We start from the raw sequence: 23,517 nt of genomic DNA, 5'->3' as shown, positions 1-23,517 counted from the left end.
GCTTAGCGGCGGCTTTGTTGCCACGCGGCCACCAACCCGCTGCAGCAGATCACGGCAATGCCGAGCACGGTGGTCAGTGTCGGCGTGTGGGAAAACAGCAGCCAGCCCAAGAGACCGGCGAAGATGATCTGGCAATAGCTGAACGGCGCCAGCAGTGCCGGTGCCGCGAGGCGGAACGCCTGGGTCAGGAATAGGTGAGCCGTCATCCCGCAGGCCCCCAGCGCCAGCATCATCGCGCCATGCACCAGGTTCGGCGTCTGCCAGAAGAACGGCACCAGCGCACTCATCACCAGCGTGTTGCACAAGCCTGCGAAAAAGTTGCTGGTGGTCGGGCTGTCAATCTCGCTGAGCTTGCGCGTCAGCAGTTGATAGAAGCAGAAAAACAGCGCCGAGCAGAACGGCAGCAACACCGCCGGGGTAAACAGATCACCCCCGGGGTGAACGATGATCAGCACCCCGCTAAAACCGAAAATCACTGCCAGCCATTGCCCCCGCGTCACCCGCTCGCCCAGCAGCGGTACCGACAGCGCGGTGACCAGTACCGGAGCGAGGAAGTTGACCGACGTGGCCTCGGCCAGCGGGATGTACATCAGCCCCGTGGTGAAAAACAGACTGGTGCCCAACAGGCACAGCGCCCGGATCACCTGCAGCAATGGCCGTTTGGTACGCAGCACCCGCAGCCCGGACTGCGGCAGGAAAATCCCGGCCATCAACAAGGTGTGAACCACGTAGCGCGCCCAGACCACCATGACAATGGGATAGAAACCGGAGAGGTATTTGGAAAAGGCGTCGTGGCTGGAAAACAGGAAGGTTGCGACAACGATCAGCAGGATCCCTTTGAAGGGCTGATTGACGCCGGAAAGCGGGGTGCTGACGGTCATTGGGTTTCCTTACTTGAAATCAAAAGCATCACGGGCAAACCACGCTTCCACTCAGCCAGCATAGAACCTGTGGGAGCATGGCTTGCCCGAGACAGGTGCGCCGCACCGATTACAGCCGCGCCAACAACTCCCGGGTTTTATCCAGCGCCATCTGCGCCCGATCCAGTCCACTCACGCCCTGCTCCAGCAACTGCACGGTGGGAATCTCCAGGCTCAACGGAATGTCAGCCGGCAAACCGCGCAACAACCCCGGCAGGTCACAATCGCCATCGCCGGGGAAACGCCGTTCGTTACGCGCCTGGCGCAAGATCTCCGCCATATTGGCCGGCCGAGGTCCTGCGACGTCACACAACTGTGCATACCGTAACCGTGAGGGGGCAACTTTGGCCAGATCTTCCAGCCGCGATCCAGAGCGGTCGAAGTGAAAGGCGTCGACCAATACGCCGCCGTTTGCACGCCCGGCGTTTTCCACGATACGCGTGGCTTGTTGAAGATTGCGCGCATCGGTCCAAGGCATGAACTCCAGGTGCGGGTGCAGCCCATAGGCTGCCGCCAGATCACAGAGCTCGGCAAAACGCTGCGTCAGCCGCTGTTCGTCCGGATCGTTGCCGGCCACCAGCAACTCACTGGCGCCGAACTCGGCACCCACCGCGAGGATCTTTTCGAACTCGGCTACGACGGTTTCCGGCTTGAGCCGCAGGATTTCGACGTCCAGCACCCGAATACCGGTATCGCGCAGACGCGCCAGGGTCTGGCGCCGCAATTCGTGGTCGGCCACCAGGGCAAAATGGTGCTCCTCCGGGGTCGCCGGCACCAGACGCAAGCCGACATGGCTGTAACCGGCCCGCGCGGCGACCTCGACCATGTCAGGTGGTGACAACTCCAGCACGGTCAGGCTGGCCAGGGAGAAGATACGCTCGCTCATGCTCAACCCTCGATCAAGGATGGCGCGCAGGCACGCCCGGTTTCGGCAGCTTCGCGGATGGCTTCGATCAGCGCTAACGTACGCGCGGCATCGGCGGCACTCACCAGCGGCTCGACCTCCCGGCGCGCAACGCGCACGAAGTGCTGCAACTGCAAACGCAGGGCTTCATCGGCACTGAAGCTTTCCTGGGTTGCCAGCAACGGTTGATGCCAGCCGCCATCGACTTCGTTGTAGTGCCAGCGTTTAAGCTGCGGAATGCTCAGCGCCCCACCCGTTCCGGCCAGCAAGTAACACGGTTGATCAGGATGGCGCGGATACACCGGGTTCTCCCCCGAATCCAGCTCCCAGCTCCAGGGCGCGGCCACCGCATCGGAGCCGGTCAGGCTGCCCAGTGTGCCGTTGTCGAATTGCAGCAACACCGCCGCGCAATCCTCATTGGCAAACCCGCGAATGGCATTGCTGGTGATGGCCTGCACCTGACGCACTTCACCGCATAAGTGCCGCAGCAGATCGAGGTCGTGGATCAGGTTGGTCAACAACATCCCCGCACCGGCCTCGCGGCGCCAGGGTGTTTCGAAATAGCTGTCGGGCTTGCGCAACTGCCAGAGCGCTGTGACCGTGGTCAACCGACCCAGTGCGCCGCTGTGGACAAGTTCGTGGGCGCGGGCGATCAGCGGGTTGTGCCGACGGTGATGTCCGACCAGTACCGGAACGCCACTGGCCTTCGAGGCAGCCACCAGCTCCCTGGCTTCATCCAGGTGCACGCCAACCGGTTTTTCCAGCAGTACCGGCACGCCGGCCGCGAGGCAATCGAGGGCCGTGCTGACGTGCTGCGTGTTCGGGTTGGCGACAATGACAGCGTCTGGCTTCGCCTGCTCCAGCATCTGACGATGATCGGCGAAACAGGCTACGCCCCATTGCGCCGCAAGACTGGTCGCCTGCGGTCCGGGATCGGCCACGGCGCACAACGTCGCTTCAGTCAGGGATTGCAGATGTTGGTAGTGCTGCTGGCCCATGTTGCCAGCACCGATCAGGGCGATGCGAAGTGGCGAATTCAAGATACGGTCCTCTTGTGAGTGTTATTGGAGCGATGAACTCCAATAATTTAGAACCTGGTTCCAGATTCTTACACAGACCTGTCCTGAAAGTGTTCGAACAGCGCACAGCTTCTCAAGCTGTACATAGAGCTCGCTCCTACAGAGGTTTTTTTGCGAGGGTCTTAAGCAAACAACTCCGACGCCAAACTTGCCGCCGACAACTCCTCGGTATATGCCAGCAACAACGGCGCCAGCTCATGCAGCCGCGCCCCCGGCATCCGTGCACTCGGTCCGGCGATGCTGAGCACGCCGATCACCCGTCCATCGGCGAGATGGCGCACCACTGCCGCAATCGCCGAAGTGCCGACCGCCGAGCTCTCCTCGACCCAGGCGTAACCCTGCTCCCGCGCCAGACGCAGGCGTTCGAGCAATTCGATGTTCGAGCGCGGCGCGTTCGGTCCCACATGTTCCGGCACCTGCGCGCCCTGCCGTTCCACCAGCGACAAGGCCTCGGCATCGCTCATGCACGCCAGCCACGCATGCCCCGAGGCTGTGTAGAACAACGGCGCATCGCGGCCCATATCCGGGTCGTAACGCAGACCGGAACGCGCGCCCTGGGACTTGGCAATCCAGGTCTGACGCTCACCGTCGATCACCCCGAGACGTACCAGTTCGCCGGTTTCCTGCGCCAGGCGGTCAAGCACCGGCTGCACGATGTCGGCACCGCTGCTCGACAGGTAACGGAAGCCCATCGCCACCAGTTTGGTCGAGAGGTGATAACGCAAATTATCCGGATTCTGCCGCACATAACCGAGGCGGATCAGCTCGGCCAGCAGGCGATGGGTCGCGCTCTTGGGGATGTCCAGTTGCTCCGCCAGGGTCTGCATCGGCAGACCACGGGGATCGCTGGTGAGGCTTTCGAGCACACTGAAAACACGTTCGATCTGACTGCCGGCCATGGTCGCTTCCACGCAAAATTTGCTCGATTCTAAAAGACAACCGCACGAATGCGAAATCTGGAACTGACCGTTCGATAACCGCCCGCTTTACGCCCTCCAGACTTGTTCGCTCTCACCTGATTCTTATATTTTTTGGAACCAGATTCCAAAACAATAAAACACCGGAGTTCAAACAATGCCTGCCGAAGCGCACTTTCTTCCCGACATCGACTGCGATGTGCTGATCGTTGGCTCCGGTGCGGCGGGACTGTCGGCGGCCGTGACCGCCGCGTGGCACGGGCTGAAAGTCATAGTGGTGGAAAAGGACCCCGTGTTCGGCGGTGCCACGGCCTGGTCCGGTGGCTGGGCCTGGGTGCCCTGCAACCCGCTGGCCCGGCGCGCGGGCATCGTCGAAGACGTTGAACTGCCGCGCACTTACCTGAAACACGAACTGGGCGAGCGTTTTGACCCGGCGTTGATCGACGCTTTCCTGGAGGCCGGCCCGCGGATGGTGTCGTTCTTCGAGCAGCACACCTCGCTGCAGTTTTCCGATGGCAACGCCATTGCCGACATTCATGGCGACACGCCCGGGGCCGGTACCGGTGGACGCTCGGTGATCGCTGCCCCTTACGACGCACGAAAAGTCGGCACACTGCTCAAGCGCCTGCGCAAAACCATGCGGGAAACATCGTTCATGGGCATGCCGATCATGGCGGGAGCGGACCTCACGGCATTCCTCAACCTGACCCGTTCGCTGTCGGCGGCCTGGCATGTTACGCGGCGTTTCAGCCGTCACCTGTTTGACCTCGCCATGCATGGCCGGGCGATGCAACTGGTCAACGGCGTGGCCTTGGTGGCACGCCTGGCGAAATCCGCCGAAGACCTCGGCGTGTTGCTCTGGGAATCCGCGCCGGTGAGCCGATTGCTGCGCGAGAATGATCAGGTACGAGGTGCCGTGGTCATCACCACCAAAGGCTCGGTGCGCATCCATGCACGCAAGGCCGTGGTGCTCGCCGCGGGTGGTTTCGCCAATGACATAGAACGCCGCAAGGCACTGTTCCCCCGCACACCGACCGGGCATGAGCATTTGGCCTTGCCGCCCCTCGGCGTTTGCGGCGATGGCCTGCGCCTGGGGGAAAGTGCCGGTGCCCGGGTCAATAGCGACATGGCGTCCGCCGTCGCCTGGGCGCCGGTGTCGCAGGTGCCGCACAGCGACGGCAGCACGGGACACTTCCCGCACATCATCGAGCGGGGCAAACCCGGCATCATCGGTGTGCTGAGCAACGGCCAGCGTTTTGTCAATGAAGCCAACGGCTACTACGACTACGTCACGGCCATGGTCGCCGCCGCCCCGCCGGGTGAAGAAGTGGCGTCGTGGCTGATCTGCACCCATGGCTTTCAGCGTCGATATGGCCTGGGCATCTCTCGGCCATTTCCGGTGCCGCTGTCATCCTTCATCCGCAGCGGCTATCTGAAAACCGGCAACACCCTTGAGGAATTGGCTGCCGCCTGCGGCATCGACCCGGTTGGCTTGCGCACCACCGTGTCGAACTACAACCGCCACGCGCGCAACGGCGAGGACCCGCAGTTCGGTCGTGGCTCCACGCCCTACAACCGCAAGCAGGGTGACGCACGGCAACAACCCAACCCATGCGTCGCGCCGATCGAACAAGGCCCCTTCTATGCCGTGAAAGTCCAGCCGGGCTGCTTCGGCACCTTCGCCGGACTCAAGGTGAACCAACACTCCCAGGTCCTGGATGACGCGGCGCAACCCATCGCCGGCCTGTACGCGGCGGGCGGCGACATGGCCAGCATCATGGGCGGCCACTACCCCGCTGGCGGCATCAACCTCGGCCCGGCGCTGACCTTCGGCTACATCGCTGCGCGCCATATCGCAGGCGTCACTGCGTATGAAAAGGAGATCGACCATGCAGCACATCGTTAACCCACAGGGTTTGAACATGCCGAAACTCGGCCTCGGCACCTGGCCAATGCTCGGCGAAGAATGCACCCGTGCCGTGGAGCAGGCTCTGGCCCTGGGTTACCGGCACATCGACACGGCTTCGGCCTACAACAACGAAGACGCTGTCGGACAGGCGCTGGCGAACAGTCCGACACCCCGCGAGCAGATCCATGTCACGACCAAAGTCTGGTGGGACCAACTGCAACCCGACGCCATGCGCCACTCCATGGACCGTAGCCTCAAAGCCCTGCGCAGCGAATACGTCGACCTGTTCATGCTCCATTGGCCAACCACCGATTGGGACTTGCCGCGCACCATAGAAACCCTGGTATCGTTCAGGGAGCAAGGCCTGGCGCGCAACATTGGCGTGGCGAATTTTCCACTGCCCTTGCTACGCAAAGTCGTCGAAGAGCTGGGGGCGCCGCTGTCGGCGATCCAGGTCGAGTACCACGTGCTGCTCGGACAAAACGCCCTGCTCAACTACGCCCGTCAACAAGATCTTGCGCTGACAGCCTACACGCCACTGGCGCGCAACAAGGTGTCGCAGATTCCGGCCATCCAGCAAATCGCCGCGAAACACGGCGTACTACCGACCCAGGTCGCGCTCAAATGGCTGCTCGATCAACCCAACGTGGCCGCGATCCCGAAGGCCAGCAGCGAGTCCAATCAATTGGCCAACCTCGCGGCGCTGGATGTGCGACTGGATGATGAAGACCGTGCCTTGATCGCCAACCTGTCCAAACGCGAGCGTCAGGTCAGCCCTGACTTTGCGCCGGTATGGGATGCATTCGACGACTAATCCGCAGGACCGGCGATCGCCCTCACGATAAAAACCCATCGCACGACGGAATTCGACGGGATATCCGTGTTCAATACAAACCTGCAATGTTCTCGGCAGCCCCTCGCGGGGTGCCGGGAATCAGCCTGTGCGCAAGAAAAAGACGGACGACCGGACTGGCGCCGCTCCCACTTGGCAGCAACACTCATCGCACGGAGCTTTACCCGGAACAGAAGAGGATTCCCACATGCTATGGAAAAAAGGCCGACGCAGCGACAACGTGGTCGACGCCCGTGGCGATGATGTCGGCGGCGGTGGCGGCGGCATGCGTTTTGGCGGTGGCAAGGGCTTGAGCCTGACGGCGATCCTCCTGATTGTCGGCATCGGCTGGATCACCGGCCAGGATCCGCTGCAGATCCTCGGACAACTGACCGGGCAAATGGAGCAGCAATCGGCGCCCGCCACCAACCAGAGTCGCCAGGCACCGCCGGCCAACGATGAGAGCGCGGAATTTGTGCGTTCGATCCTCGGCGACACCGAAGACACCTGGGGCGCGATATTCCAGCAGGCCGGCCGTCAATATAAGGACCCGACCCTGGTGTTGTTCAGCAACCGCGTGAATTCGGCCTGCGGTCTGGCCACCTCGGCGACCGGCCCCTTCTATTGCCCGGCCGACCAGAAGGTCTACCTGGACATGGCGTTCTTCCAGGAAATGTCCCAACGCTTTTCCGCCGCGGGCGACTTCGCCCAGGCCTACGTGATCGCTCACGAAGTCGGACACCACGTGCAGACCTTGCTCGGGGTTTCCGCGAAAATTCAGGCAGCGCGCCAACAAGGCCGGCAAATGGAAGGCGACGGCGGTTTGCTGGTTCGCCAGGAACTGCAGGCCGATTGCCTGGCCGGCGTCTGGGCCAACAATGCGCAGAAGCGCCTGAACTGGCTGGAACCGGGCGACATCGAAGAAGCACTGAACGCAGCGAACGCCATCGGTGACGATCGTTTGCAACAGCGGGGACAGGGCCGTGTAGTCCCGGACTCGTTCACCCACGGTACGTCGGCGCAACGGGTGCGCTGGTTCAAAACCGGTTTCGCCCAAGGCCAGGTTGGCCAGTGCGATACCTTTGCGGCGAAAAATCTGTAAATGAAGAAGTGGTTGTTGGTTGTTCTGTTTACTTGCGCAACGTCCCAGGCCGCCGAGCATGGGGTCAAAGACCTCAGCTCAGGGCGCCTGTTGTTGAAATCAGGTGAAATCGCGGTGGGCATCAGCCCCGCCCCGGCAAAAATCGAACGGGTGCTGATCATCCTCCACGGTCGCTTGCGCAACGCGCAAACCTATCTGCAGAGCGGTGAGCACGCGGCCGAACTGGCCGGGCAAAGCGCTACGACCCTGGTGATCGCCCCGCAATTCCTCAATGAAACCGATGTTGCTGTCCATCCGGTGGCCGACTCCGTTTTGCGCTGGCAAGGCAATGAATGGATGGCCGGCGGCGAATCCACGGCACCGTTTCGGCTGAGTTCCTACGCGGCGCTCGACGAAATCATCGCCCGCCTTGGTGACCGCCAGCAGTTTCCGGATGTGAAGAAAATCGTCATCGCCGGGCACTCCGGCGGCGCGCAGGTGGTTCAGCGCTATGCGTTGCTCGGTCACGCGCAATCCGAGCTCGATGCGGCCGGCGTGCAGGTGCGCTACGTAATCGCCAATCCGTCCTCCTATGCTTATTTCGATGAGCGTCGGCCCGTGGCGTTCAGCCACGCCGGTTGCCCGAATTTCAATCGCTGGAAGTACGGGCTGACGGATTTACCGGCCTACGCCGAAGGACAAACCGCCGCGCAGTTGCAGGAAAGTTACCTCAAGCGTGAAGTTGTTTATCTGCTGGGGCAGCAGGACATCGATCCGAATCATCCGGCGCTGGACAAGAGCTGTGAGGCCAGGGCGCAAGGGCCGTATCGATTGGCCCGCGGGCGTTACTACTTTGATTATCTGAAGCGGCTGCAACCGCAAGGGTTGAAGCAGCAACTGATTGAAGTACCCGGGGTCGGGCATGACGGGGATGGGATGTTTACATCGCCGGAGGGGCAGAAGGCGTTGTTTGGGCAGTAGGTTATGCAGTGCCTGATCTGACGCCATCGCGAGCAAGCTCGCTCTCACAGTGGTTCTCTAGTGATATTCGATATCGAGTCCACACAGACCTATTGTGGGAGCGGGCTTGCTCGCGAAGGCGTCGGATCAGACAGCCTATTCTTCAAGCCAACAGCATCTGCCGCAACTCAACACAATCCGCCGCATGCCAATCGGTCAATTCCGGCCATGGATTATCCGGCAGATTCACCAGCACCGTGCGTGCACCCGCCGCTCGCCCGCAATCGAGATCGAAGCGGTAGTCACCCACCATCACCATCTCGCTCGCCGGCACCTTCCACGCTTCGGCCAGTTTCAATAGCCCGCCCGGATGCGGCTTGGGCGGCGCATCATCACGACCCAACACATCCTCCAGCGCAAAGCAGTCGGCCAGGCCAATGGCCTCCAGTGTGACATGTGCCAGCTCCCGGGCATTGCGCGTGAGAATGCCCAGGCGATAACCGCGCCCGGCCAGTTCGCGCACCAGCTCCACCGCGCCCGGTGCCGGTTGCGAACCGAGGGCCAGGTCCCGCTCATGCTCCAGCAGCCACGCATGTTTGGCCGCAGCCTCCTCGGCCGGCAGTGCGGCGAGGTGGGTCAGGATGTCGTGTTCGGCAGGGATCGCCAACGCCACGCGAATCGCCGCGAAGTCGTGCACGGCCACCGTCAGGGTACCGTCCATGTCGAACACCCAGTGACGCACGTCGGCCAGGCTCATGCCCAATCCTTGCGGTGACGGATCAAGCCTTCCTGGGTGACCGAGGCCACCAGTTGTCCGGCGCGGTTGAACACGCTGCCACGGGAGAATCCACGGGAGTTGCCGGCCCACGGACTGTCCATCGCGTAGAGCAACCAGTCATCGGCGCGCAGATCCTGATGGAACCACAACGCGTGATCAAGGCTGGCGACCTGCATGTCCTTGTGCCAGACCGATTTGCCGTGGGGTTGCATCGAGGTGACCAGCAGACCGAAGTCCGATGCATAGGCCAGCAGGTATTTATGCAGCGCCGGCGAATCGGCCAAAGCCCCATCGGCGCGGAACCAGACGTACTTGACCGGGTCGGAGGGCAGCGGGTTGTAGGGATCTTTCTCGGTCACCGGGCGAAATTCGATCGGCTTCGGGCACAGCAGTTTTTCGCGCATTTTTTCGGGGATCAGGTGTGCGCGCTGCTGAGTGATCTCCAGCTCCGATGGCAGGTTTTCCGGGCCGACCACTTGCGGCATTTCGGTCTGGTGCTGGAAGCCTTCTTCGTCGTACTGGAACGACGCACTGCATGTGAAGATCGGGTGGCCCTTCTGGATCGCCGTCACCCGACGCGTGCTGAAACTGCCACCGTCACGCACCCGGTCAACCTGATACACCACCGGCAACCCGGCATCGCCCGGACGCAGGAAATAGCCGTGCATCGAATGCACATGGCGCGCCTCTTCAACCGTCTGACTGGCCGCCGACAGCGACTGACCGAGCACCTGACCACCGAACAACTGACGAAAACCCAGGTCCTGGCTACGGCCACGGAACAGGTTTTCTTCGATCGGCTCCAGGGTCAGCAGGTCGACCAGATCATCCAACACTTGGCTCATTCAGATGCTCCTCACGCAAAACATTGTCGCGCAGCCTTGGCTGCAACGCTCGATTCAGTTTCTGGACTCTGCCCACGAGGGCCATTGTAAACGTCCGTGTCAGGTTATCCATGCAAGGTTTGCAGCCATTGCTCGCGGCTGATGCGATACAGCACATGCCGCCGCAACGGATGATCGGCTTCGAGTCGCGGGTGATCGAAGTCATTTTCCGGATCATGGTGCATGCCGATGGCCTGCATGACTTTCTCTGACGGCAGATTGGTTTGCGTCGTGAAGGCCACGACCTCTTTCAGCGGCAAGCGGTCGAACCCGCAGCGCAGAGCGGTCCACGCCGCTTCACTGGCGTAACCGAGGCCCCAGTGCTCGCGGGCCAGGCGCCAGCCGATTTCCGTGGCGGGGGTAAAAGGCGCGTCGAATCCGACCACGTTGAGCCCGGTAAACCCGATGAACTGGCCAGAGTCCTTTCGCTGCAAGGCCCAGAGACCATAACCGTGCTCGGCGAAATGACCACGGATTCGCCCGATCAATGATGCGCTTTCCAGCCGGCTCAAGGTTGCCGGGAAATAGCGCATCACCTGCGGATCGGCACACATCGCCGCAAAGTCCGCTAAATCTTCGTCGCGCCACTGGCGCAACAGCAGCCGAGCGCTTTCAAGTTCCAGTATTGGCTCCATCGTGCCCCGCCCCTCCATTTCAATGTCGCCAGTCTACAACGCTGGTAGGATCCTTCTCTCATTCCTACATGAAATGACCATGCCACTGCCGCTGATTTATCACGAAGACTACAGTCCCGAGTTTCCGGCGGACCACCGCTTCCCCATGGACAAGTTCCGCCTGTTGCGCGATCACCTGGTGGACAGCGGCCTGACCCGCGACGCCGACCTGTTGCGCCCGGAACTGTGTCCGGCAGAGATTCTCGCCCTCGCCCATGACCCTTCGTATATCGAACGCTACATGAGTGGCGAATTATCCCGCGAAGACCAGCGCCGCCTCGGCCTGCCCTGGAACGAAGCCCTGGCCCGGCGTACGGTGCGGGCGGTCGGCGGTTCGTTGCTGGCGGCCGAGCAGGCGCTGGAGCATGGTCTGGCCTGCCACCTGGCGGGTGGCACCCACCATGCACACTACGACTACCCGGCCGGGTTCTGCATCTTCAACGACCTGGCGGTGATCAGCCATTACCTGCTGGAAAGTGGTCGGGTGAATCGGGTGCTGATCTTCGATTGCGATGTGCATCAGGGCGACGGGACCGCACGAATACTGCACAACACTCCGGAGGCGGTGACCGTTTCCCTGCACTGCGAGAAGAACTTTCCCGCACGCAAGGCCGAAAGTAATTGGGACATTCCGCTGCCCAACGGCATGGGCGATGCCGACTACCTGAAGGTGGTGGACGATGCACTCAACTACCTACTGCCGCTCTACCAACCGGACCTGGTGCTGTATGACGCCGGGGTCGATGTGCACAAGGACGACGCCCTGGGCTATCTGAAGCTGACAGACGAAGGCGTCGCCGCCCGCGATGAAAGCGTGATGCGCCATTGCCTGGGCCGCGACATTCCGCTGGTCGGGGTAATCGGTGGCGGCTACAGCAAGGACCGCCAGGCCCTGGCCCGCCGTCACGGCATCCTCCATCACAGCGCGCAGCGGGTCTGGCAGTCATCAGGTTGTCATTGAGCTGTGGATGCTTTACCCACAATGCCTGTGGAACTGCCTGTGGATAACCTGAGTGAAAGGGCCTGCAGCCCACACGGTGTATAGGCTACAGTGATGTGGTCGTTTTTTAACCACCCTTCAAAGACACCTCTAAACCCTGTAGGAGTGAGCCTGCTCGCGATAGCGGTCTGTCAGGCCCACAGATGTTGAATGTACCGTCGCCATCGCGAGCAGGCTCGCTCCTACAGGGGGCGGGGCTGATAGAATGCCCGGCTTATCCCGTCAGACCGCAGCGCATCCCATGACCCAATCCTCGTCAGCCCTCCCCCCTCACGTCGCCATCATCGGCGGCGGCCCCGCCGGTCTGATGGCGGCCGAAGTGTTGAGCCAGGCCGGGATCAAGGTCGACCTGTACGACGGCATGCCCTCGGTCGGGCGAAAATTCCTCCTGGCCGGCGTCGGCGGCATGAACATCACTCACTCCGAAGCCTACCCGGCATTTCTATCGCGCTACGCCGAACGCGCCCCGCAGATCGCCCCGCTGCTGCGCGGCTTCGGCGCCGAAGCGTTGTGCCAGTGGATTCATGACCTGGGCATCGACACCTTCGTCGGCAGCTCCGGCCGGGTATTCCCCACCGACATGAAGGCCGCACCGCTGCTGCGCGCCTGGCTCAAGCGCCTGCGCGACAGCGGCGTAGTTATCCACACCCGCCACCGCTGGCTCGGCTGGGACCAGCGTGGCGGATTGCGCATCGACAGCCCGGAAGGCGAAAAAACCGTGCAAGCCGATGCCACCCTGCTCGCCCTCGGTGGCGGCAGTTGGTCGCGGTTGGGCTCGGACGGCGCGTGGATGCTGGCACTGGAGCAACACGGCGTAGGACTGGCGCCGTTGCAACCCAGTAATTGCGGCTTCGAGGTGCAGGCCTGGAGCGAGTTGATGGTCAGCAAATTCGCCGGCGCGCCGCTGAAAAACATCGCCATCGGCCTTAACGATGACGTTCCGCGGCTCGGCGAATGCGTGATTACCGCCACCGGGATCGAGGGCAGTTTGATCTACGCCCTGTCGGCAGCGATCCGCGAAGCGATCAACCGGCACGGTTCGGCAACGATTCATCTGGACCTGTTACCGGGCCGGCCTGTGGATAAAGTTATGGCGGCGTTGAGCAAACCCCGGGGATCGCGCTCCATGGCCAAGCACCTGCACAGCCAGTTGGGCATCGATGGGGTGAAAGCGGCGCTGTTACGCGAACTGACGCCTGCCGAAGCGTTTACCGACCCGAGCCTGCTGGCCAAATCGATCAAGGCATTGCCACTGACGCTGGTGAAAACCCGCCCACTGGACGAGGCCATCAGCAGCGCTGGCGGTGTGTTGTTCGAGGCGATGGATGAGCGATTGATGCTCAAGCAACTACCCGGCGTGTTCTGCGCCGGGGAAATGCTCGATTGGGAAGCGCCGACCGGCGGCTATCTGCTGACCGCGTGTTTCGCCAGTGGGCGAGCGGCCGGACTTGGAATGATTGAGTGGTTGCAGCGTAAGGGCTGAAAACCGAGGTGCCGCCATCGCGAGCAGGCTCGCTCCTACAGGGGGTCTGCGTTGTTCACAAATCCCCTGTAGGAGCGAGCCTGCTCGCGATGGCGGCTTAACAGACGCCGCAGTTAATCAAGGCTTACGCTTACGCGGCCCGGTATTGAACACCGGCACCTTGCGCACAGGCTTGATCGAAGGCTCCGCCGGCGCAACCTCTCCGCTATCAACCCACCGACCCAGATTGCGTTTACCACCACCGCCACCGGAAGCCTTGGGCTTCTTCGGTTTTTTCGGTTTCTTGACGACCTGGCCGCTGGCATCGGTGTCCGGTACGCGGTGCTCAGGCTCAAAGTCAGGCTCGTTCTGCCGCTTCAAGGTCTGGCGGGTCAGCATCTCGATGGCCGACAGCAGATTCACTTCATCAGCACACACCAGGGAAATCGCCTCACCGGTCGAACCTGCGCGGCCGGTACGACCGATGCGGTGGATGTAGTCTTCAGCGACGATCGGCAAGTCGAAGTTGACCACCAACGGCAAGTCTTCGATATCCAGGCCACGGGCCGCCACATCGGTAGCGACCAGAATCTGCACTTCGCTCGCCTTGAAGCGGTCCAGTGCGCGCTGACGAGTCGCCTGGGGTTTGTCGCCGTGGATGCCGTCGGCATTGATGCCCAGGCCCTGGAGTTTATCCACCAGCGCATCCACGCCGTTGCGGGTCTTGGCGAACACCAGTACCTGCTTCCACTTGCCCTTGCGCATCAGGTGCACGAACAGCTCCGGCTTGCGCTTCTTGTCCACCGTCACGATCCATTGCTTGACCGTATTGGCCGCAACGTTGCGCGGGCTGACTTCAATGCTCAGCGGGTCGTTGAGCATCTGCCCGGCCAGCAGGCGGATGTCGTCGGAGAAGGTCGCGGAGAACAGCAACGTCTGACGTTTCTTCGGCAGCGCGCGGTAAATGTTCGCCAGCTCCTCGGAAAAGCCCAGGTCGAGCATGCGGTCGGCTTCGTCCAGCACCAGGGTTTGCAGCTGGTTGAACTTCAGCGCGTTCTGGCGGAACAGGTCGAGCAAACGGCCCGGGGTCGCCACCAACAGGTCGACACCGCTGCGCAGCTTCATCATCTGCGGGTTGATGCTGACGCCGCCGTATACCGCGTAGGTGCGCAGCGGCAGGTTTTCGGCGTACTGGCGCACGGCTTCGTGAACCTGCTCGGCCAGTTCGCGGGTCGGCACCAGGATCAGCGCACGGACCGAGTTGGCGGTGACTTTCGGCCCTTCCATGGCCAGCAGTTGCAACAGCGGCAGAGCGAAACCGGCGGTCTTGCCGGTGCCGGTCTGGGCGGCGGCCATCAGGTCGCGACCGGCCAGCACCGCCGGAATGGCTTGCGCCTGAACCGGCGTCGGAGTCTGGTAGCCGAGCGTCTCGAGGGAGCGCAGCAAGGGTTCGATCAGGCCAAGGGTGGCGAAAGTCATGGGAGTACCGTAGGAAAATTCAGCGCGGGTTTTTCAAAACAAGTGTGCAAAACAAGATGCAATGGCGCGCAGTTTACCCTAATTCACACGGGATTCTGTCGGTACTGCCGTCGCCACCACTGGCCGCTCTGGCGTGCGACGCCATTGTGGCAAGCCGATCAACACCACGGCGCTGATGATCACCGCCATCGCCAGGGCTTCTTCGATACCGATGGTTTCGCCGACGAACACGATCCCCAGCAACACCGCCACCGCCGGGTTGACGTAGGCATAACTGGTGGCCGCGGCCGGACGCACGTGCTTCAACAGGTACATGTAGGCGTTGAAAGCGATGATCGAACCGAACACGGTCAGGTAGGCCAGCGCGGCCCAACCTTCGATCGGCGGCACCTTTTCCAGGTGTTCACCGCTGACCGCGCTGGCGATCAGCAACACGACGCCGCCCACCAGCATTTCCACGGCACTGGCCATTGCGCCTTGAGGCAACGGCAAATGTTTGCTCCACACCGAGCCAAAGGCCCAGGTCGCCGCCGCGAATATCAGCAACGCCGCGCCCAACGGGCTCGATTGCAGGTTGGAACCCAGGTTGAGCATGGCGATGCCGATCAAGCCGAGCACAATCCCGGCCCATTCGAGACGGGTATTGCGCGCGCCCCAGAAATATCCGCACAGCAAGGTAAACAGCGGCACAGTCGCCACCGCCAAAGCCGCCACCCCGGAGGCCACGCCCGTATGCTCGGCCACGCTCACCGCGCCGTTGCCGCACGCCAGCAGCAAAATCCCGATGATTCCGGCGGCTTTCCATTGCGTCCAGGTCGGCGCTGGCGCCCCGCGCCAGCGCAGGAAGGCGTACATCAAGGTCCCGGCGATGACGAAGCGGATGCCGGCGAGCAACAGTGGAGGCCAATATTCCACGCCGATGCGTATCACCAGGTAGGTCGAGCCCCAAATCACATACAAGGCGAAGAAGGCAGCGATCAAGGGTAAGGGAAAGCGACGAAGGCCGGACATGGGGCAGCTCACAGGCAAGGACAAGTGAACGGCTATTCTAGAAAGGCCAGCGCCGGAAAATAAGTTACAAAACCTGTTTAAAGCGCCGGTACACTTTTCAAAACACGGAGTTCAGCGCTATAAACCGTGTTTTCGAAAGTCGGCCATTTTCAGGAGTTTCCCCGATGGATAAGTACGACCGCATGCTGCTCAGCGCCCTGCTGGAAAACGGTCGCGCGTCCTACGCGGACCTGGCGCGCAAGGTCAACCTGTCTGCCCCGGCCGTAGCCGAGCGCGTGGCCAAGCTCGAAGCCAGCGGCGTGATCACCGGCTATCAGGCGAAAGTCGACATGGCCAAGCTCGGCCTGCCGATCCAGTGCGTGATCGAACTGCGCCTGAACCAGCACGGCAACCAGAAAGCCTACGACGACCTGATCAAAATCCCGCAATTGACCGAGTGCCATCGGGTGACCGGTGACCCGTGCGTGATCATGCAAGCGGCGGTGGGCTCGATGCCGGAGCTGGAGGACCTGATCAACCGGATCGCCACGTTCGGATTCAGCAAGACGTCGATTGTGTTGTCGAGTGCGATAGAGAAGCGGGTGCCGTTGGGGCATATCGAGGGGAATGGCAAGTAACCCAAGGACACAGCAGCCCCCCTGTAGGAGCGAGCCTGCTCGCGATAGCGGATTAGAATTCACAGGCGTGTTGACTGACACTCCGCCATCGCGAGCAGGCTCGCTCCTACAGGGATTTGCGGTGTTTGCGGGATCAGCGATAGCGTTTGAGGTGTTCGCCCACTTTCGCCGCCGGGACCTTCTGCAACTTGCACAGCAAGTCATGGGACAGCTCGCGCAAGCCATGCTTCTGGCGCAACTCTTCAGCCAGGTGCGCGGTCAGGTTGGCCGCCATCTCGGCATCGGCCATGGCCCGGTGGGCCTTGCCGGTGTGGGGCAGGTTGGCGAAGGTTGTGAGGGTGCCGAGTTTGTGGTTCGGCGCGGCGGGCATCAGGCGGCGGGCCAGCAGCAGCGAGCAGGCAAAGTTCTGCAAGCGGGTGCGTTTGATTCGCCCGAGTTCGAAGTCCCAGAACTTCTGGTCGAACGCGGCGTTGTGCGCGAGTAACGGGGTGCAGCCGACGAATTCATTCACTTCGTTCATCACCTGCTCCGCCGACGGCGCGGTGCGCAGCATGGCGTTGCTGATGCCGGTGAGTTGCTCGATGAAGGCCGGGACGCGCACGCCGGCGTTCATCAGGCTTTGGTAACGCTCGACGATGCGCCCCTGTTCAAGGATCACCACGGCGATTTCCGTGGCCCGGCAGCTGCTGCTCGGGGAGATCCCGGTGGTTTCAAAGTCGATGACTGCTATGCGTTCCAAACCTGGTTCAACTCCGTAAAAATCAATTCTTGAGCAGCAACGCGCCTTCGATCGGCACGTAACGGCTGGCGGCGCGGATCAGCGAGTTGGCGGTCAGGCCCGGCACGCCGTAGGCTACAGCTTGCACCCCGTGCTTGCTGATGATGCGTTCCAGCAGCATGTCGAAATCACCGTCGCCGGAAGCCAGGACGATTTCATCGACATGGTCGGCGGCATCCATGATGTCGAGGGTAATGCCCACGTCCCAGTCGCCCTTGGCCGAACCATCGCTGCGCTGGATGTACGGCTTGAGCTTCACGGTGAAACCAAGGTTGCGCAGGATCTGCTGGAACTGCTGCTGCTTGCTGTCGCCACGGTCAATGGCGTAGGCGTAGGCTTCGACGATTTCGCCCTGTTTGCTGATGTCAGCCCACAGTGCGGCGTAGTTGAAGTGGCAACCATAGGCCTGACGCACGGTGTAGTAGAGGTTCTGGACATCGGCGAACACTGCGATTTTTTTCACCGGCTTTCCTCAAGGCTGAATCAGGCACCAGGCCCGAAAAGTTGCCCAGTATGCCAGCCCAAAGGATTGTTCCGCGAATAATCAGCTATGTGGCAAGGGAGCAAGCTCCCTTGCCACTGACGTGTCAGACGAAGGAATCGTCGTCGCCACCGAAGAACGATGAGTTGTCATCGCTGTAATCAGCGTCGCTGAACCCGCCCTGATCGTTGCTGTAGGAATCGTTACCGGCCATGCGCTGGTCATCGCCCCAGCCATTGTTGCCCTGGTCGTTGACCTGGGCGGGCTCTTCCTTGATGACTTCGACGACTTCCGGTTGCTGATTGTGATGGAACAGGCTGCTGATGCCTTGTGCCAGCATTACGCCACCCGCCACGCCGGCGGCGGTTTTCAGTGCACCACCGAGGAAACTGCTGCCGGCCGCTGCCGGAGCCTGTTGCTGGGGTGCATAGCCCTGCTGTGGAAAGTTCTGCGGCGGCGCGCCGAAGTTCTGCTGTGGCGGTTGCGCACCGAACGACGAGCGTCCCGGCTCACGCCAGCCACCGCTCGATGGCGGTGCGCTCTGGGTTGGCGCGGGCTGCGGCTCACGAGAGCTGCCGCCAAAGATGCTCGACAAAAAGCCACCACTACCCGGCGCAGGAGCCGGGGTCGCCTGGGCCTTGGCCTGTTGCAGTTCGGCCTGCAACTGCTGGACTTGCTGGGTCAATTGCCTGTTCTGTTCATCGAGGCTCTTGATCGCCGCCTCTTGCACCAGAATCGCCTGGGTCATGAAATAACCTGCCGCGGGCTGGTGCGTCAGGTGCTCCTTGATCCGCGCCTCTGCCTGGGCGTCGCGCGGGGCTGAGTCCGTTTCGGCCTGTTGCAGCCGGGAAAACAGTCCATCGATCAGGGTTTGTTCTTCGCTGTTCATGGCGACCTCGTAGATTGCCGGGAAAATCGTTGCCTTTATCCAATGAGAATAAGGTGCTCAACCTTAATGGAGGCTGAAACAAGATGTTTCAATGTCCTTTACCGAACGTTTACGTTTGCGTTCCCGAGCGCTTGATCGGTTAAAGTGAGCCACTGCTTCCAACCTGCGATACCAACTGATGAATCCGTTAGATGTTCTGCGTGACTCCCTGTATTTCTTCAAGCGCAATCTGGGCCAGATCGCGCAGCTGTGCCTGCCGCTGATAATGCTTGAGGCACTGTTGCAACAAGTGGTCGACCACTCCACGGAGCCGGACAGTTTCCCCGGCATCAGCGTGATTGTAGGTTTGCTGGTGTACCCGTTGTATACCGCCGCGCTGATCCTGTTTCTCGACGCCCGCAGCCGGGGCGAGTCGCCGCGCAACCGCGACCTGCTGGCGATGGCGGCGAGCCTTTGGCCGCGCTTCGCCTTGCTGACGGCGCTCAATACCGTGTTGATTCTGCTGGGCCTGTCGCTGTATTTCCTGCCGGGTATCTACCTGATGGTGACCCTGGCGTTTGGCGAATACCTGCTGGTGTTGCGCGGCCTGGCGCCGCTGGCGGCCATGAAGGAAAGCCTGCGCATGACTAAAGGTCACTTCCTGCGCATCCTGCTGTGCATTCTGTGTGTGATGGGGCCACTGTGGCTGCTCAAAGGGGCCACCCTGGCGGTGTACCCGGAACCTCAGAACCCGGTGGTTTCAGTGCTGATCGACAGCGCCCACAGCTTCCTGCAGCTGTTTACCAGCGTGGTGCTGTTCCGTCTGTTCATGCTGATCAACCCGTTGCCTGAGAAAAATGACTCACTGCTCTGACCTTGGGCGCGACCATCGCTCTCGGGTATGCTCGGGAACAATTTTGTAACGCTAATAAGCCGAGCCATGACCCGTCTACTGCGCTACACCCTGCTGGGCCTGCTGATCGTGATCGGCCTGATCACCGCGATGATCTACAGCCTGACCTGGCACCCCGATGCCAAAGAAGTGTTGCCTGTCAGTTGCAGTGCCCAGGCCCCCTCCCTGGTCCCCGGGCAGGCGTTGAAGGTGATGACCTGGAACGTCCAGTACCTGGCCGGCAAACGCTACGTATTCTGGAATGACCTGGCCGCCGGCACCGACGAACGCCCCACAGCGGAAGACATGGCTTTCAGCCTCGACGAAGTGGCGCGGGTGATTCGCGACGAACAGCCGGACATCGTGCTGTTGCAGGAACTGGACGACGGCGCCAAGGCCAGCGATTACCAGCACCAGTTCAAACTGCTGCAAGAACGGCTCGCCGACTTGTATCCGTGTGGCACCAGCGCGTTCGACTGGAAGGCCGACTTCGTGCCGAACCCGCACATTTTCGGCAGTGTCGGCCGGCAACTGGCGACCCTGAGCCGTTACCAGATCGAACATGCCGAACGGCTGCAACTGCCCATCACCTCGGGCAATCCGCTCAGCCGCCAATTCAAACCCAAAGACGCCTTGCTGGTGAGTTATTTGCCATTGAGTGACGGTGGGCAAATAGCGGTGCTCAATACCCATCTGGACCGCGCCAATCGAGCCGACAACACCTTGCAGAACCAGGTGAACGCCGTGGCCAAGGCCCTCGATAAATTTGAAAGCCGTGGCACGCCGTGGCTGATCGGTGGGGATTTCAACCTGTTGCCGCTGGGCCAGTATCGACGCCTGTCCGATGCGCAACGCGCGCCCTACTCCGCCGACAGCCCGTTGCACCTGCTGTGGGACAAGTACCCGATGATCCCGAGCAACAACGAAGCCAGTGGTATCGACCGCGAGCGCTGGCTGACCCACTACCCGAACGATCCCGGGCTGAAAGGCCCGGACCGGACCGTCGACTACCTGTTCTACAGTCCGCGGATCAAACGGGTCGAGGCCATGGTGCGGCAGGATGATACGTTGCGTATCTCCGATCACCTGCCGGTGATTGCGCGGTTCCTGTTGCCGGCTGCGCCGTAGCACCTCACTCAAGCCCGCTCCCACAGGGTCTGTGCAAACCTGACTTAATGCACCTCCTCCAGATCATCATGCAGCAGCCCGAAGATCTCGCGTTTCATCTCGATGAACGAGCGCTCCATGACCATGTCCAGGTTGCGTGGACGTTCGATCGGCACATCCAGAATCTGCTTGATTCGCCCCGGTCTGGCACCCATGACGTAGACCCGGTCGCCGAGCAGGATCGCCTCGTCGATGTCGTGAGTCACGAACAACACCGTCTTCTTGCTGTTGCCCCACACCCGCAGCAACAACTGCTGCATTTGCAGGCGCGTCTGGCTGTCGAGGGCGCCGAAGGGTTCGTCCATCAACAGGATCTGCGGGTCATTGGCCAGTGCCCTAGCGATGGCGACGCGCTGCATCATGCCGCCGGACAACTGCTTGGCGTAGTTGTCGGCAAAGCCGCTCAGGCCCACTTCGTTGACGTAGTAATCGACGATGTCCTTGCGTTGCGCCGCCGGCATACCGCGCCGCTTGAGGCCGAATTCGACGTTCTGCCGCACCGTCAGCCACGGGAAGAGCGTGTAGCTCTGGAACACCATGCCGCGATCCGCACCGGGGCCTTCCACCTGCTGGCCGCCGACGTAGATCTCGCCAGAGGTCGGTTCGGCCAGGCCGGCGGTGAGGTACAGCAGGCTCGACTTGCCGCAACCCGAAGGTCCGACCAGTACGGCGAATTGCTGGTCCGGCACCTCGAACGACACTTCCTCCAACGCGGTAAAGGTACCGCCATCGGGTTTCTTGTAACTCAGGCTGACCTTGTCCACCTTCAGCCGAGGCGCGTTCACCGGGGCAGCATGAGGGGCGGTAAAACGATGAGTGGCGGCGGTTACTGAGCCCATGCGGTGATCCTCAGACGTAGGAAACGGAACAGTTGATCGGTGACCAGGCCCAGCAGGCCGATGATCGCGATGGCGAGGAAAATCACATCCACCTGGAAGCCACGCATTGCCTTGAGGCTCAGGTAACCCAGGCCACTGGAAGCGGCGACCAGTTCAGCCACCACCAGGTAAGTCCAGGCCCAGCCCATGGTCACGCGCAGGGTGTCGAGCACACCTGGCAGGGAAGCCGGAGCGATCACATGCAGCACCGCATCGCGGCGGTTCGAACCTAAGGTGTAAGAGGCGTTGATCAGGTCCTTGGAGATGCCTTTGGACACGTCCGCGATCATCACCAGTTGCTGGAAGAACACGCCGAAGATGATCACCGACACCCGCTGCTCCAGACCGATGCCGATCCACAGGATGAACAGCGGCACGAACGAGGTCACCGGCAGGTAGCGAATGAAATTCACCAGTGGCTCAAGGAACGCCTGGACGATGCGGAAGCTGCCCATCAGCAGTCCCAGCGGCACCGCCACCAGGGACGACACGATGAAACCGACCATCACCACTTCGACGCTGGCCCATACATGCTGGCCGAGTGTGCCATCGCGCCCCAGGCGCACGGCGGCCTCGACCACCGCGCCCGGCGTCGGCAGGAACATGCCCGGCACCACGCCACCGTAGGACAAGCCGGCCCATAGGCCGACCAACAGCACCCAGGCCAGGCCGCTCGCGCTCCAGATCACCGAGACTGGCAAACCGGTCTTGGGCGTGATGCAGCGGCTCAGCCATGAATTGCGCTTGAACATGCAGCCTCCTAGAGCGGGGTGACGAAGCGGTTGTCGATCAGGTCGTCATTGCTGACGTTGTAGGGCTTGCCTTGCAGCTCACTGGCGGTCTCGTTGGCCAGTTTGATCAGCGGTGCGCTGTCACCCGGTTTACCCGGCGCGCCCAGGAGTTTTTCGCTCATGGCCTGATCGTAGAAACGCACGCCTTGCGCTGCGGCTTCCAGTTCCTTCGGATCGGCCAGGTAACCGCCGACACCCTTGGCCATGATTTTGTAGGCTTCCTGTGGATGATCCTTGGTGTACTGCACGGCTTTGTACAAACCGGCCACCAGCGCCTTGACGTCCTCCGGCTGCTTTTCGATCACGGTGCAGTTCAGTGCGACCACATCGACGATCACCCCCGGTGTGCTGCTGCTGTCAACCAGCACCTTGCCTTGCTTCTTGTCACGAACCATCGACAGGTGCGGTTCCCAGGTCACGGCAGCCGGTACTCGACCGGCGATGAATGCGGTGGCTGCGTCGTCGGCCGTCATGTTCTGCACGGTGATGTCGCTCATTTTCATGCCGTTCTTTTTCAGCAGATACGACAACCAGAACTGCGAGGTCGAACCTTCATTCACCGCCACGGCCTGGCCTTTGAGCTCTTGCAGGCTCTTGACGTCCTTGCCTACCAGCACGCCGTCGCCACCATGGCTGTCGTCCAGCGCGGCCACGGCCTTGAAGCAGAATTGCGGACGGTACTTGAGCACCTCGTCGATGGTCGACGCCGAGCCGGACAACTCGCCGGACGCTTGTGCGGCCATGTACATCGCCGCTTCTTCGACCACCGGCAACTCGACGGTCAAACCGTTTTCCTTGAAGTAGCCAAGGTCCTGGGCCAGGTACAGGGTGCCGTAGCCGACCCAGGTGGTATGACCGATGGACAGGATGCCGGCCTGGGCGCTGGTAGCGACCGTCGCGGCGATGGCGGTGACCGCCAGTGGATGGGCAACGCGGGTAAGCAAGGACTTGATCATGGAGCACTCCCAAAGCTGTTGATTTAGTTTTGTCATGGGCAGTACGGCGAGCCCTGAATCGGCTGCAACCTGTGGTCTCTCGGGGACCCTTCGGTGGGCAGCATTCGGCGGGCTGGCGAGATCGATGTTGGCCCAAGGGCGGGATTAGGAAAATGAGGAAATATGTGGATGCGAGTGATGAAAAAACTGGTTAGCGCGC

At 61.6% G+C, this 23,517-nt stretch carries 24 protein-coding genes; 9 read left to right on the top strand and 15 right to left on the bottom strand.

All coding sequences use genetic code 11. The features are described from left to right. Window positions 1–2: 2 nt before the first annotated feature. The 4 genes from KGB07_RS25070 to KGB07_RS25055 all read right to left on the bottom strand — a co-directional run bounded on the left by KGB07_RS25070 (window position 3) and on the right by KGB07_RS25055 (window position 3,802). Window positions 3–881: a DMT family transporter gene (locus KGB07_RS25070; protein ID WP_046041735.1), complete on the bottom strand. Its 879-nt coding sequence runs from the start codon at window positions 879–881 to the stop codon at window positions 3–5. A 109-nt stretch (window positions 882–990) separates the two neighbouring features. After that, entirely contained in the window at window positions 991–1,806 is an 816-nt protein-coding gene (locus KGB07_RS25065) for a sugar phosphate isomerase/epimerase family protein (protein ID WP_223466831.1), read from the bottom strand. Window positions 1,807–1,808: 2 nt separating this feature from the next. Next, window positions 1,809–2,864, bottom strand: coding sequence for a Gfo/Idh/MocA family protein (locus KGB07_RS25060; RefSeq protein ID WP_223466830.1), 1,056 nt, complete (start codon window positions 2,862–2,864; stop codon window positions 1,809–1,811). Window positions 2,865–3,025: 161 nt separating this feature from the next. After that, window positions 3,026–3,802, bottom strand: a complete 777-nt coding sequence (locus tag KGB07_RS25055) for an IclR family transcriptional regulator (protein ID WP_046041732.1) — start codon at window positions 3,800–3,802, stop codon at window positions 3,026–3,028. A gap of 175 nt (window positions 3,803–3,977) precedes the next feature. Here KGB07_RS25055 and KGB07_RS25050 point away from each other — a divergent pair, with 175 nt between their 5' ends. The 4 genes from KGB07_RS25050 to KGB07_RS25035 all read left to right on the top strand — a co-directional run bounded on the left by KGB07_RS25050 (window position 3,978) and on the right by KGB07_RS25035 (window position 8,623). Beyond that, on the top strand, window positions 3,978–5,726 hold the full coding sequence (locus KGB07_RS25050) for an FAD-dependent oxidoreductase (RefSeq protein WP_046041731.1): 1,749 nt from the start codon (window positions 3,978–3,980) through the stop codon (window positions 5,724–5,726). After that, window positions 5,710–6,543 carry an aldo/keto reductase gene (locus KGB07_RS25045; protein ID WP_223466829.1) on the top strand — a complete coding sequence of 278 codons (834 nt, stop codon included), beginning with the start codon at window positions 5,710–5,712 and terminating at the stop codon, window positions 6,541–6,543. Before KGB07_RS25050 ends, KGB07_RS25045 begins: the two co-directional genes overlap by 17 nt. 226 nt (window positions 6,544–6,769) lie before the next feature. Beyond that, window positions 6,770–7,663, top strand: coding sequence for a neutral zinc metallopeptidase (locus KGB07_RS25040; RefSeq protein WP_223466827.1), 894 nt, complete (start codon window positions 6,770–6,772; stop codon window positions 7,661–7,663). Then, a complete protein-coding gene (locus KGB07_RS25035) occupies window positions 7,664–8,623 on the top strand; it encodes an alpha/beta hydrolase (RefSeq protein ID WP_046041728.1) in 960 nt (319 codons plus the stop codon). It abuts the gene before it with no gap. A 142-nt stretch (window positions 8,624–8,765) separates the two neighbouring features. Here KGB07_RS25035 and KGB07_RS25030 read toward each other — a convergent pair whose 3' ends face one another. The 3 genes from KGB07_RS25030 to KGB07_RS25020 all read right to left on the bottom strand — a co-directional run bounded on the left by KGB07_RS25030 (window position 8,766) and on the right by KGB07_RS25020 (window position 10,899). After that, window positions 8,766–9,359 carry an HAD family hydrolase gene (locus tag KGB07_RS25030; RefSeq protein WP_046041727.1) on the bottom strand — a complete coding sequence of 198 codons (594 nt, stop codon included), beginning with the start codon at window positions 9,357–9,359 and terminating at the stop codon, window positions 8,766–8,768. Continuing rightward, a complete protein-coding gene (gene tesB / locus KGB07_RS25025) occupies window positions 9,356–10,225 on the bottom strand; it encodes an acyl-CoA thioesterase II (protein WP_046041726.1) in 870 nt (289 codons plus the stop codon). Before tesB ends, KGB07_RS25030 begins: the two co-directional genes overlap by 4 nt. Before the next feature lie 104 nt (window positions 10,226–10,329). Further along, on the bottom strand, window positions 10,330–10,899 hold the full coding sequence (locus tag KGB07_RS25020; RefSeq protein ID WP_046041725.1) for a GNAT family N-acetyltransferase: 570 nt from the start codon (window positions 10,897–10,899) through the stop codon (window positions 10,330–10,332). 79 nt (window positions 10,900–10,978) lie between these two features. Between KGB07_RS25020 and KGB07_RS25015 the strand changes: the two genes are divergently transcribed. Then, complete coding sequence (locus KGB07_RS25015) at window positions 10,979–11,899, top strand: histone deacetylase (RefSeq protein WP_223466826.1); 921 nt, start codon at window positions 10,979–10,981, stop codon at window positions 11,897–11,899. A 280-nt stretch (window positions 11,900–12,179) separates the two neighbouring features. Continuing rightward, window positions 12,180–13,421, top strand: coding sequence for a TIGR03862 family flavoprotein (locus KGB07_RS25010; protein WP_223466825.1), 1,242 nt, complete (start codon window positions 12,180–12,182; stop codon window positions 13,419–13,421). A gap of 117 nt (window positions 13,422–13,538) precedes the next feature. Here the strand turns inward: KGB07_RS25010 and KGB07_RS25005 are convergent, their stop codons facing one another. Then, on the bottom strand, window positions 13,539–14,879 hold the full coding sequence (locus tag KGB07_RS25005) for a DEAD/DEAH box helicase (RefSeq protein ID WP_046041722.1): 1,341 nt from the start codon (window positions 14,877–14,879) through the stop codon (window positions 13,539–13,541). Window positions 14,880–14,957: 78 nt separating this feature from the next. Then, window positions 14,958–15,890 (bottom strand): drug/metabolite exporter YedA, encoded by a 933-nt coding sequence (gene yedA, locus KGB07_RS25000; protein WP_046041721.1) that lies wholly within the window; start codon window positions 15,888–15,890, stop codon window positions 14,958–14,960. 164 nt (window positions 15,891–16,054) lie between these two features. Here yedA and KGB07_RS24995 point away from each other — a divergent pair, with 164 nt between their 5' ends. After that, window positions 16,055–16,507 (top strand): Lrp/AsnC family transcriptional regulator, encoded by a 453-nt coding sequence (locus tag KGB07_RS24995; RefSeq protein WP_046041720.1) that lies wholly within the window; start codon window positions 16,055–16,057, stop codon window positions 16,505–16,507. Window positions 16,508–16,640: 133 nt separating this feature from the next. On the opposite strand, the gene KGB07_RS24990 is transcribed toward KGB07_RS24995, so the two are convergent. The 3 genes from KGB07_RS24990 to KGB07_RS24980 all read right to left on the bottom strand — a co-directional run bounded on the left by KGB07_RS24990 (window position 16,641) and on the right by KGB07_RS24980 (window position 18,655). Beyond that, window positions 16,641–17,246, bottom strand: a complete 606-nt coding sequence (locus tag KGB07_RS24990; protein WP_046041719.1) for a PolC-type DNA polymerase III — start codon at window positions 17,244–17,246, stop codon at window positions 16,641–16,643. Window positions 17,247–17,268: 22 nt separating this feature from the next. Then, window positions 17,269–17,748, bottom strand: coding sequence for an NYN domain-containing protein (locus KGB07_RS24985; protein WP_007990686.1), 480 nt, complete (start codon window positions 17,746–17,748; stop codon window positions 17,269–17,271). A 124-nt stretch (window positions 17,749–17,872) separates the two neighbouring features. After that, window positions 17,873–18,655 carry a DUF2076 domain-containing protein gene (locus KGB07_RS24980; protein WP_223466824.1) on the bottom strand — a complete coding sequence of 261 codons (783 nt, stop codon included), beginning with the start codon at window positions 18,653–18,655 and terminating at the stop codon, window positions 17,873–17,875. A gap of 178 nt (window positions 18,656–18,833) precedes the next feature. Between KGB07_RS24980 and KGB07_RS24975 the strand changes: the two genes are divergently transcribed. Both KGB07_RS24975 and KGB07_RS24970 read left to right on the top strand, forming a co-directional pair. Further along, window positions 18,834–19,508, top strand: coding sequence for a YciC family protein (locus KGB07_RS24975; protein ID WP_046041717.1), 675 nt, complete (start codon window positions 18,834–18,836; stop codon window positions 19,506–19,508). A gap of 66 nt (window positions 19,509–19,574) precedes the next feature. Next, on the top strand, window positions 19,575–20,654 hold the full coding sequence (locus tag KGB07_RS24970; RefSeq protein WP_223466822.1) for an endonuclease/exonuclease/phosphatase family protein: 1,080 nt from the start codon (window positions 19,575–19,577) through the stop codon (window positions 20,652–20,654). Between the two features lie 44 nt (window positions 20,655–20,698). On the opposite strand, the gene KGB07_RS24965 is transcribed toward KGB07_RS24970, so the two are convergent. From KGB07_RS24965 to KGB07_RS24955, 3 genes are read right to left on the bottom strand one after another with little or no spacing between them, the layout of a single operon-like run. After that, the gene (locus KGB07_RS24965; RefSeq protein ID WP_046041715.1) at window positions 20,699–21,532 is read right to left on the bottom strand and encodes an ABC transporter ATP-binding protein; all 834 of its coding nucleotides are present in this window, start codon (window positions 21,530–21,532) and stop codon (window positions 20,699–20,701) included. Beyond that, window positions 21,520–22,323 (bottom strand): ABC transporter permease, encoded by an 804-nt coding sequence (locus KGB07_RS24960; RefSeq protein ID WP_007990681.1) that lies wholly within the window; start codon window positions 22,321–22,323, stop codon window positions 21,520–21,522. The genes KGB07_RS24965 and KGB07_RS24960 overlap by 13 nt, the downstream gene beginning before the upstream one ends. 8 nt (window positions 22,324–22,331) lie before the next feature. Continuing rightward, window positions 22,332–23,318 carry an ABC transporter substrate-binding protein gene (locus KGB07_RS24955; RefSeq protein WP_223466820.1) on the bottom strand — a complete coding sequence of 329 codons (987 nt, stop codon included), beginning with the start codon at window positions 23,316–23,318 and terminating at the stop codon, window positions 22,332–22,334. Window positions 23,319–23,517 lie beyond the last annotated feature (199 nt).

It is taken from the genome of Pseudomonas sp. GL-RE-26 (assembly GCF_019956275.1).
GTDB lineage: Bacteria > Pseudomonadota > Gammaproteobacteria > Pseudomonadales > Pseudomonadaceae > Aquipseudomonas > Aquipseudomonas grandcourensis.
Note: the sequence above shows the minus strand (reverse complement) of the source record. Positions and strands in the feature narration are given on the sequence as shown.

Excerpts from the sequence above, each read along its gene's own strand:
- KGB07_RS25070 (WP_046041735.1), bottom strand. The coding sequence starts at position 881 with ATGACCGTCAGCACCCCGCTTTCCGGCGTCAATCAGCCCTTCAAAGGG.
- KGB07_RS25065 (WP_223466831.1), bottom strand. The coding sequence starts at position 1,806 with ATGAGCGAGCGTATCTTCTCCCTGGCCAGCCTGACCGTGCTGGAGTTG.
- KGB07_RS25055 (WP_046041732.1), bottom strand. The coding sequence starts at position 3,802 with ATGGCCGGCAGTCAGATCGAACGTGTTTTCAGTGTGCTCGAAAGCCTC.
- KGB07_RS25050 (WP_046041731.1), top strand. The coding sequence starts at position 3,978 with ATGCCTGCCGAAGCGCACTTTCTTCCCGACATCGACTGCGATGTGCTG.
- KGB07_RS25045 (WP_223466829.1), top strand. The coding sequence starts at position 5,710 with ATGCAGCACATCGTTAACCCACAGGGTTTGAACATGCCGAAACTCGGC.
- KGB07_RS25040 (WP_223466827.1), top strand. The coding sequence starts at position 6,770 with ATGCTATGGAAAAAAGGCCGACGCAGCGACAACGTGGTCGACGCCCGT.
- KGB07_RS25035 (WP_046041728.1), top strand. The coding sequence starts at position 7,664 with ATGAAGAAGTGGTTGTTGGTTGTTCTGTTTACTTGCGCAACGTCCCAG.
- KGB07_RS25030 (WP_046041727.1), bottom strand. The coding sequence starts at position 9,359 with ATGAGCCTGGCCGACGTGCGTCACTGGGTGTTCGACATGGACGGTACC.
- tesB (WP_046041726.1), bottom strand. The coding sequence starts at position 10,225 with ATGAGCCAAGTGTTGGATGATCTGGTCGACCTGCTGACCCTGGAGCCG.
- KGB07_RS25020 (WP_046041725.1), bottom strand. The coding sequence starts at position 10,899 with ATGGAGCCAATACTGGAACTTGAAAGCGCTCGGCTGCTGTTGCGCCAG.
- KGB07_RS25015 (WP_223466826.1), top strand. The coding sequence starts at position 10,979 with ATGCCACTGCCGCTGATTTATCACGAAGACTACAGTCCCGAGTTTCCG.
- KGB07_RS25010 (WP_223466825.1), top strand. The coding sequence starts at position 12,180 with ATGACCCAATCCTCGTCAGCCCTCCCCCCTCACGTCGCCATCATCGGC.
- KGB07_RS25005 (WP_046041722.1), bottom strand. The coding sequence starts at position 14,879 with ATGACTTTCGCCACCCTTGGCCTGATCGAACCCTTGCTGCGCTCCCTC.
- yedA (WP_046041721.1), bottom strand. The coding sequence starts at position 15,890 with ATGTCCGGCCTTCGTCGCTTTCCCTTACCCTTGATCGCTGCCTTCTTC.
- KGB07_RS24995 (WP_046041720.1), top strand. The coding sequence starts at position 16,055 with ATGGATAAGTACGACCGCATGCTGCTCAGCGCCCTGCTGGAAAACGGT.
- KGB07_RS24980 (WP_223466824.1), bottom strand. The coding sequence starts at position 18,655 with ATGAACAGCGAAGAACAAACCCTGATCGATGGACTGTTTTCCCGGCTG.
- KGB07_RS24975 (WP_046041717.1), top strand. The coding sequence starts at position 18,834 with ATGAATCCGTTAGATGTTCTGCGTGACTCCCTGTATTTCTTCAAGCGC.
- KGB07_RS24970 (WP_223466822.1), top strand. The coding sequence starts at position 19,575 with ATGACCCGTCTACTGCGCTACACCCTGCTGGGCCTGCTGATCGTGATC.
- KGB07_RS24965 (WP_046041715.1), bottom strand. The coding sequence starts at position 21,532 with ATGGGCTCAGTAACCGCCGCCACTCATCGTTTTACCGCCCCTCATGCT.
- KGB07_RS24960 (WP_007990681.1), bottom strand. The coding sequence starts at position 22,323 with ATGTTCAAGCGCAATTCATGGCTGAGCCGCTGCATCACGCCCAAGACC.
- KGB07_RS24955 (WP_223466820.1), bottom strand. The coding sequence starts at position 23,318 with ATGATCAAGTCCTTGCTTACCCGCGTTGCCCATCCACTGGCGGTCACC.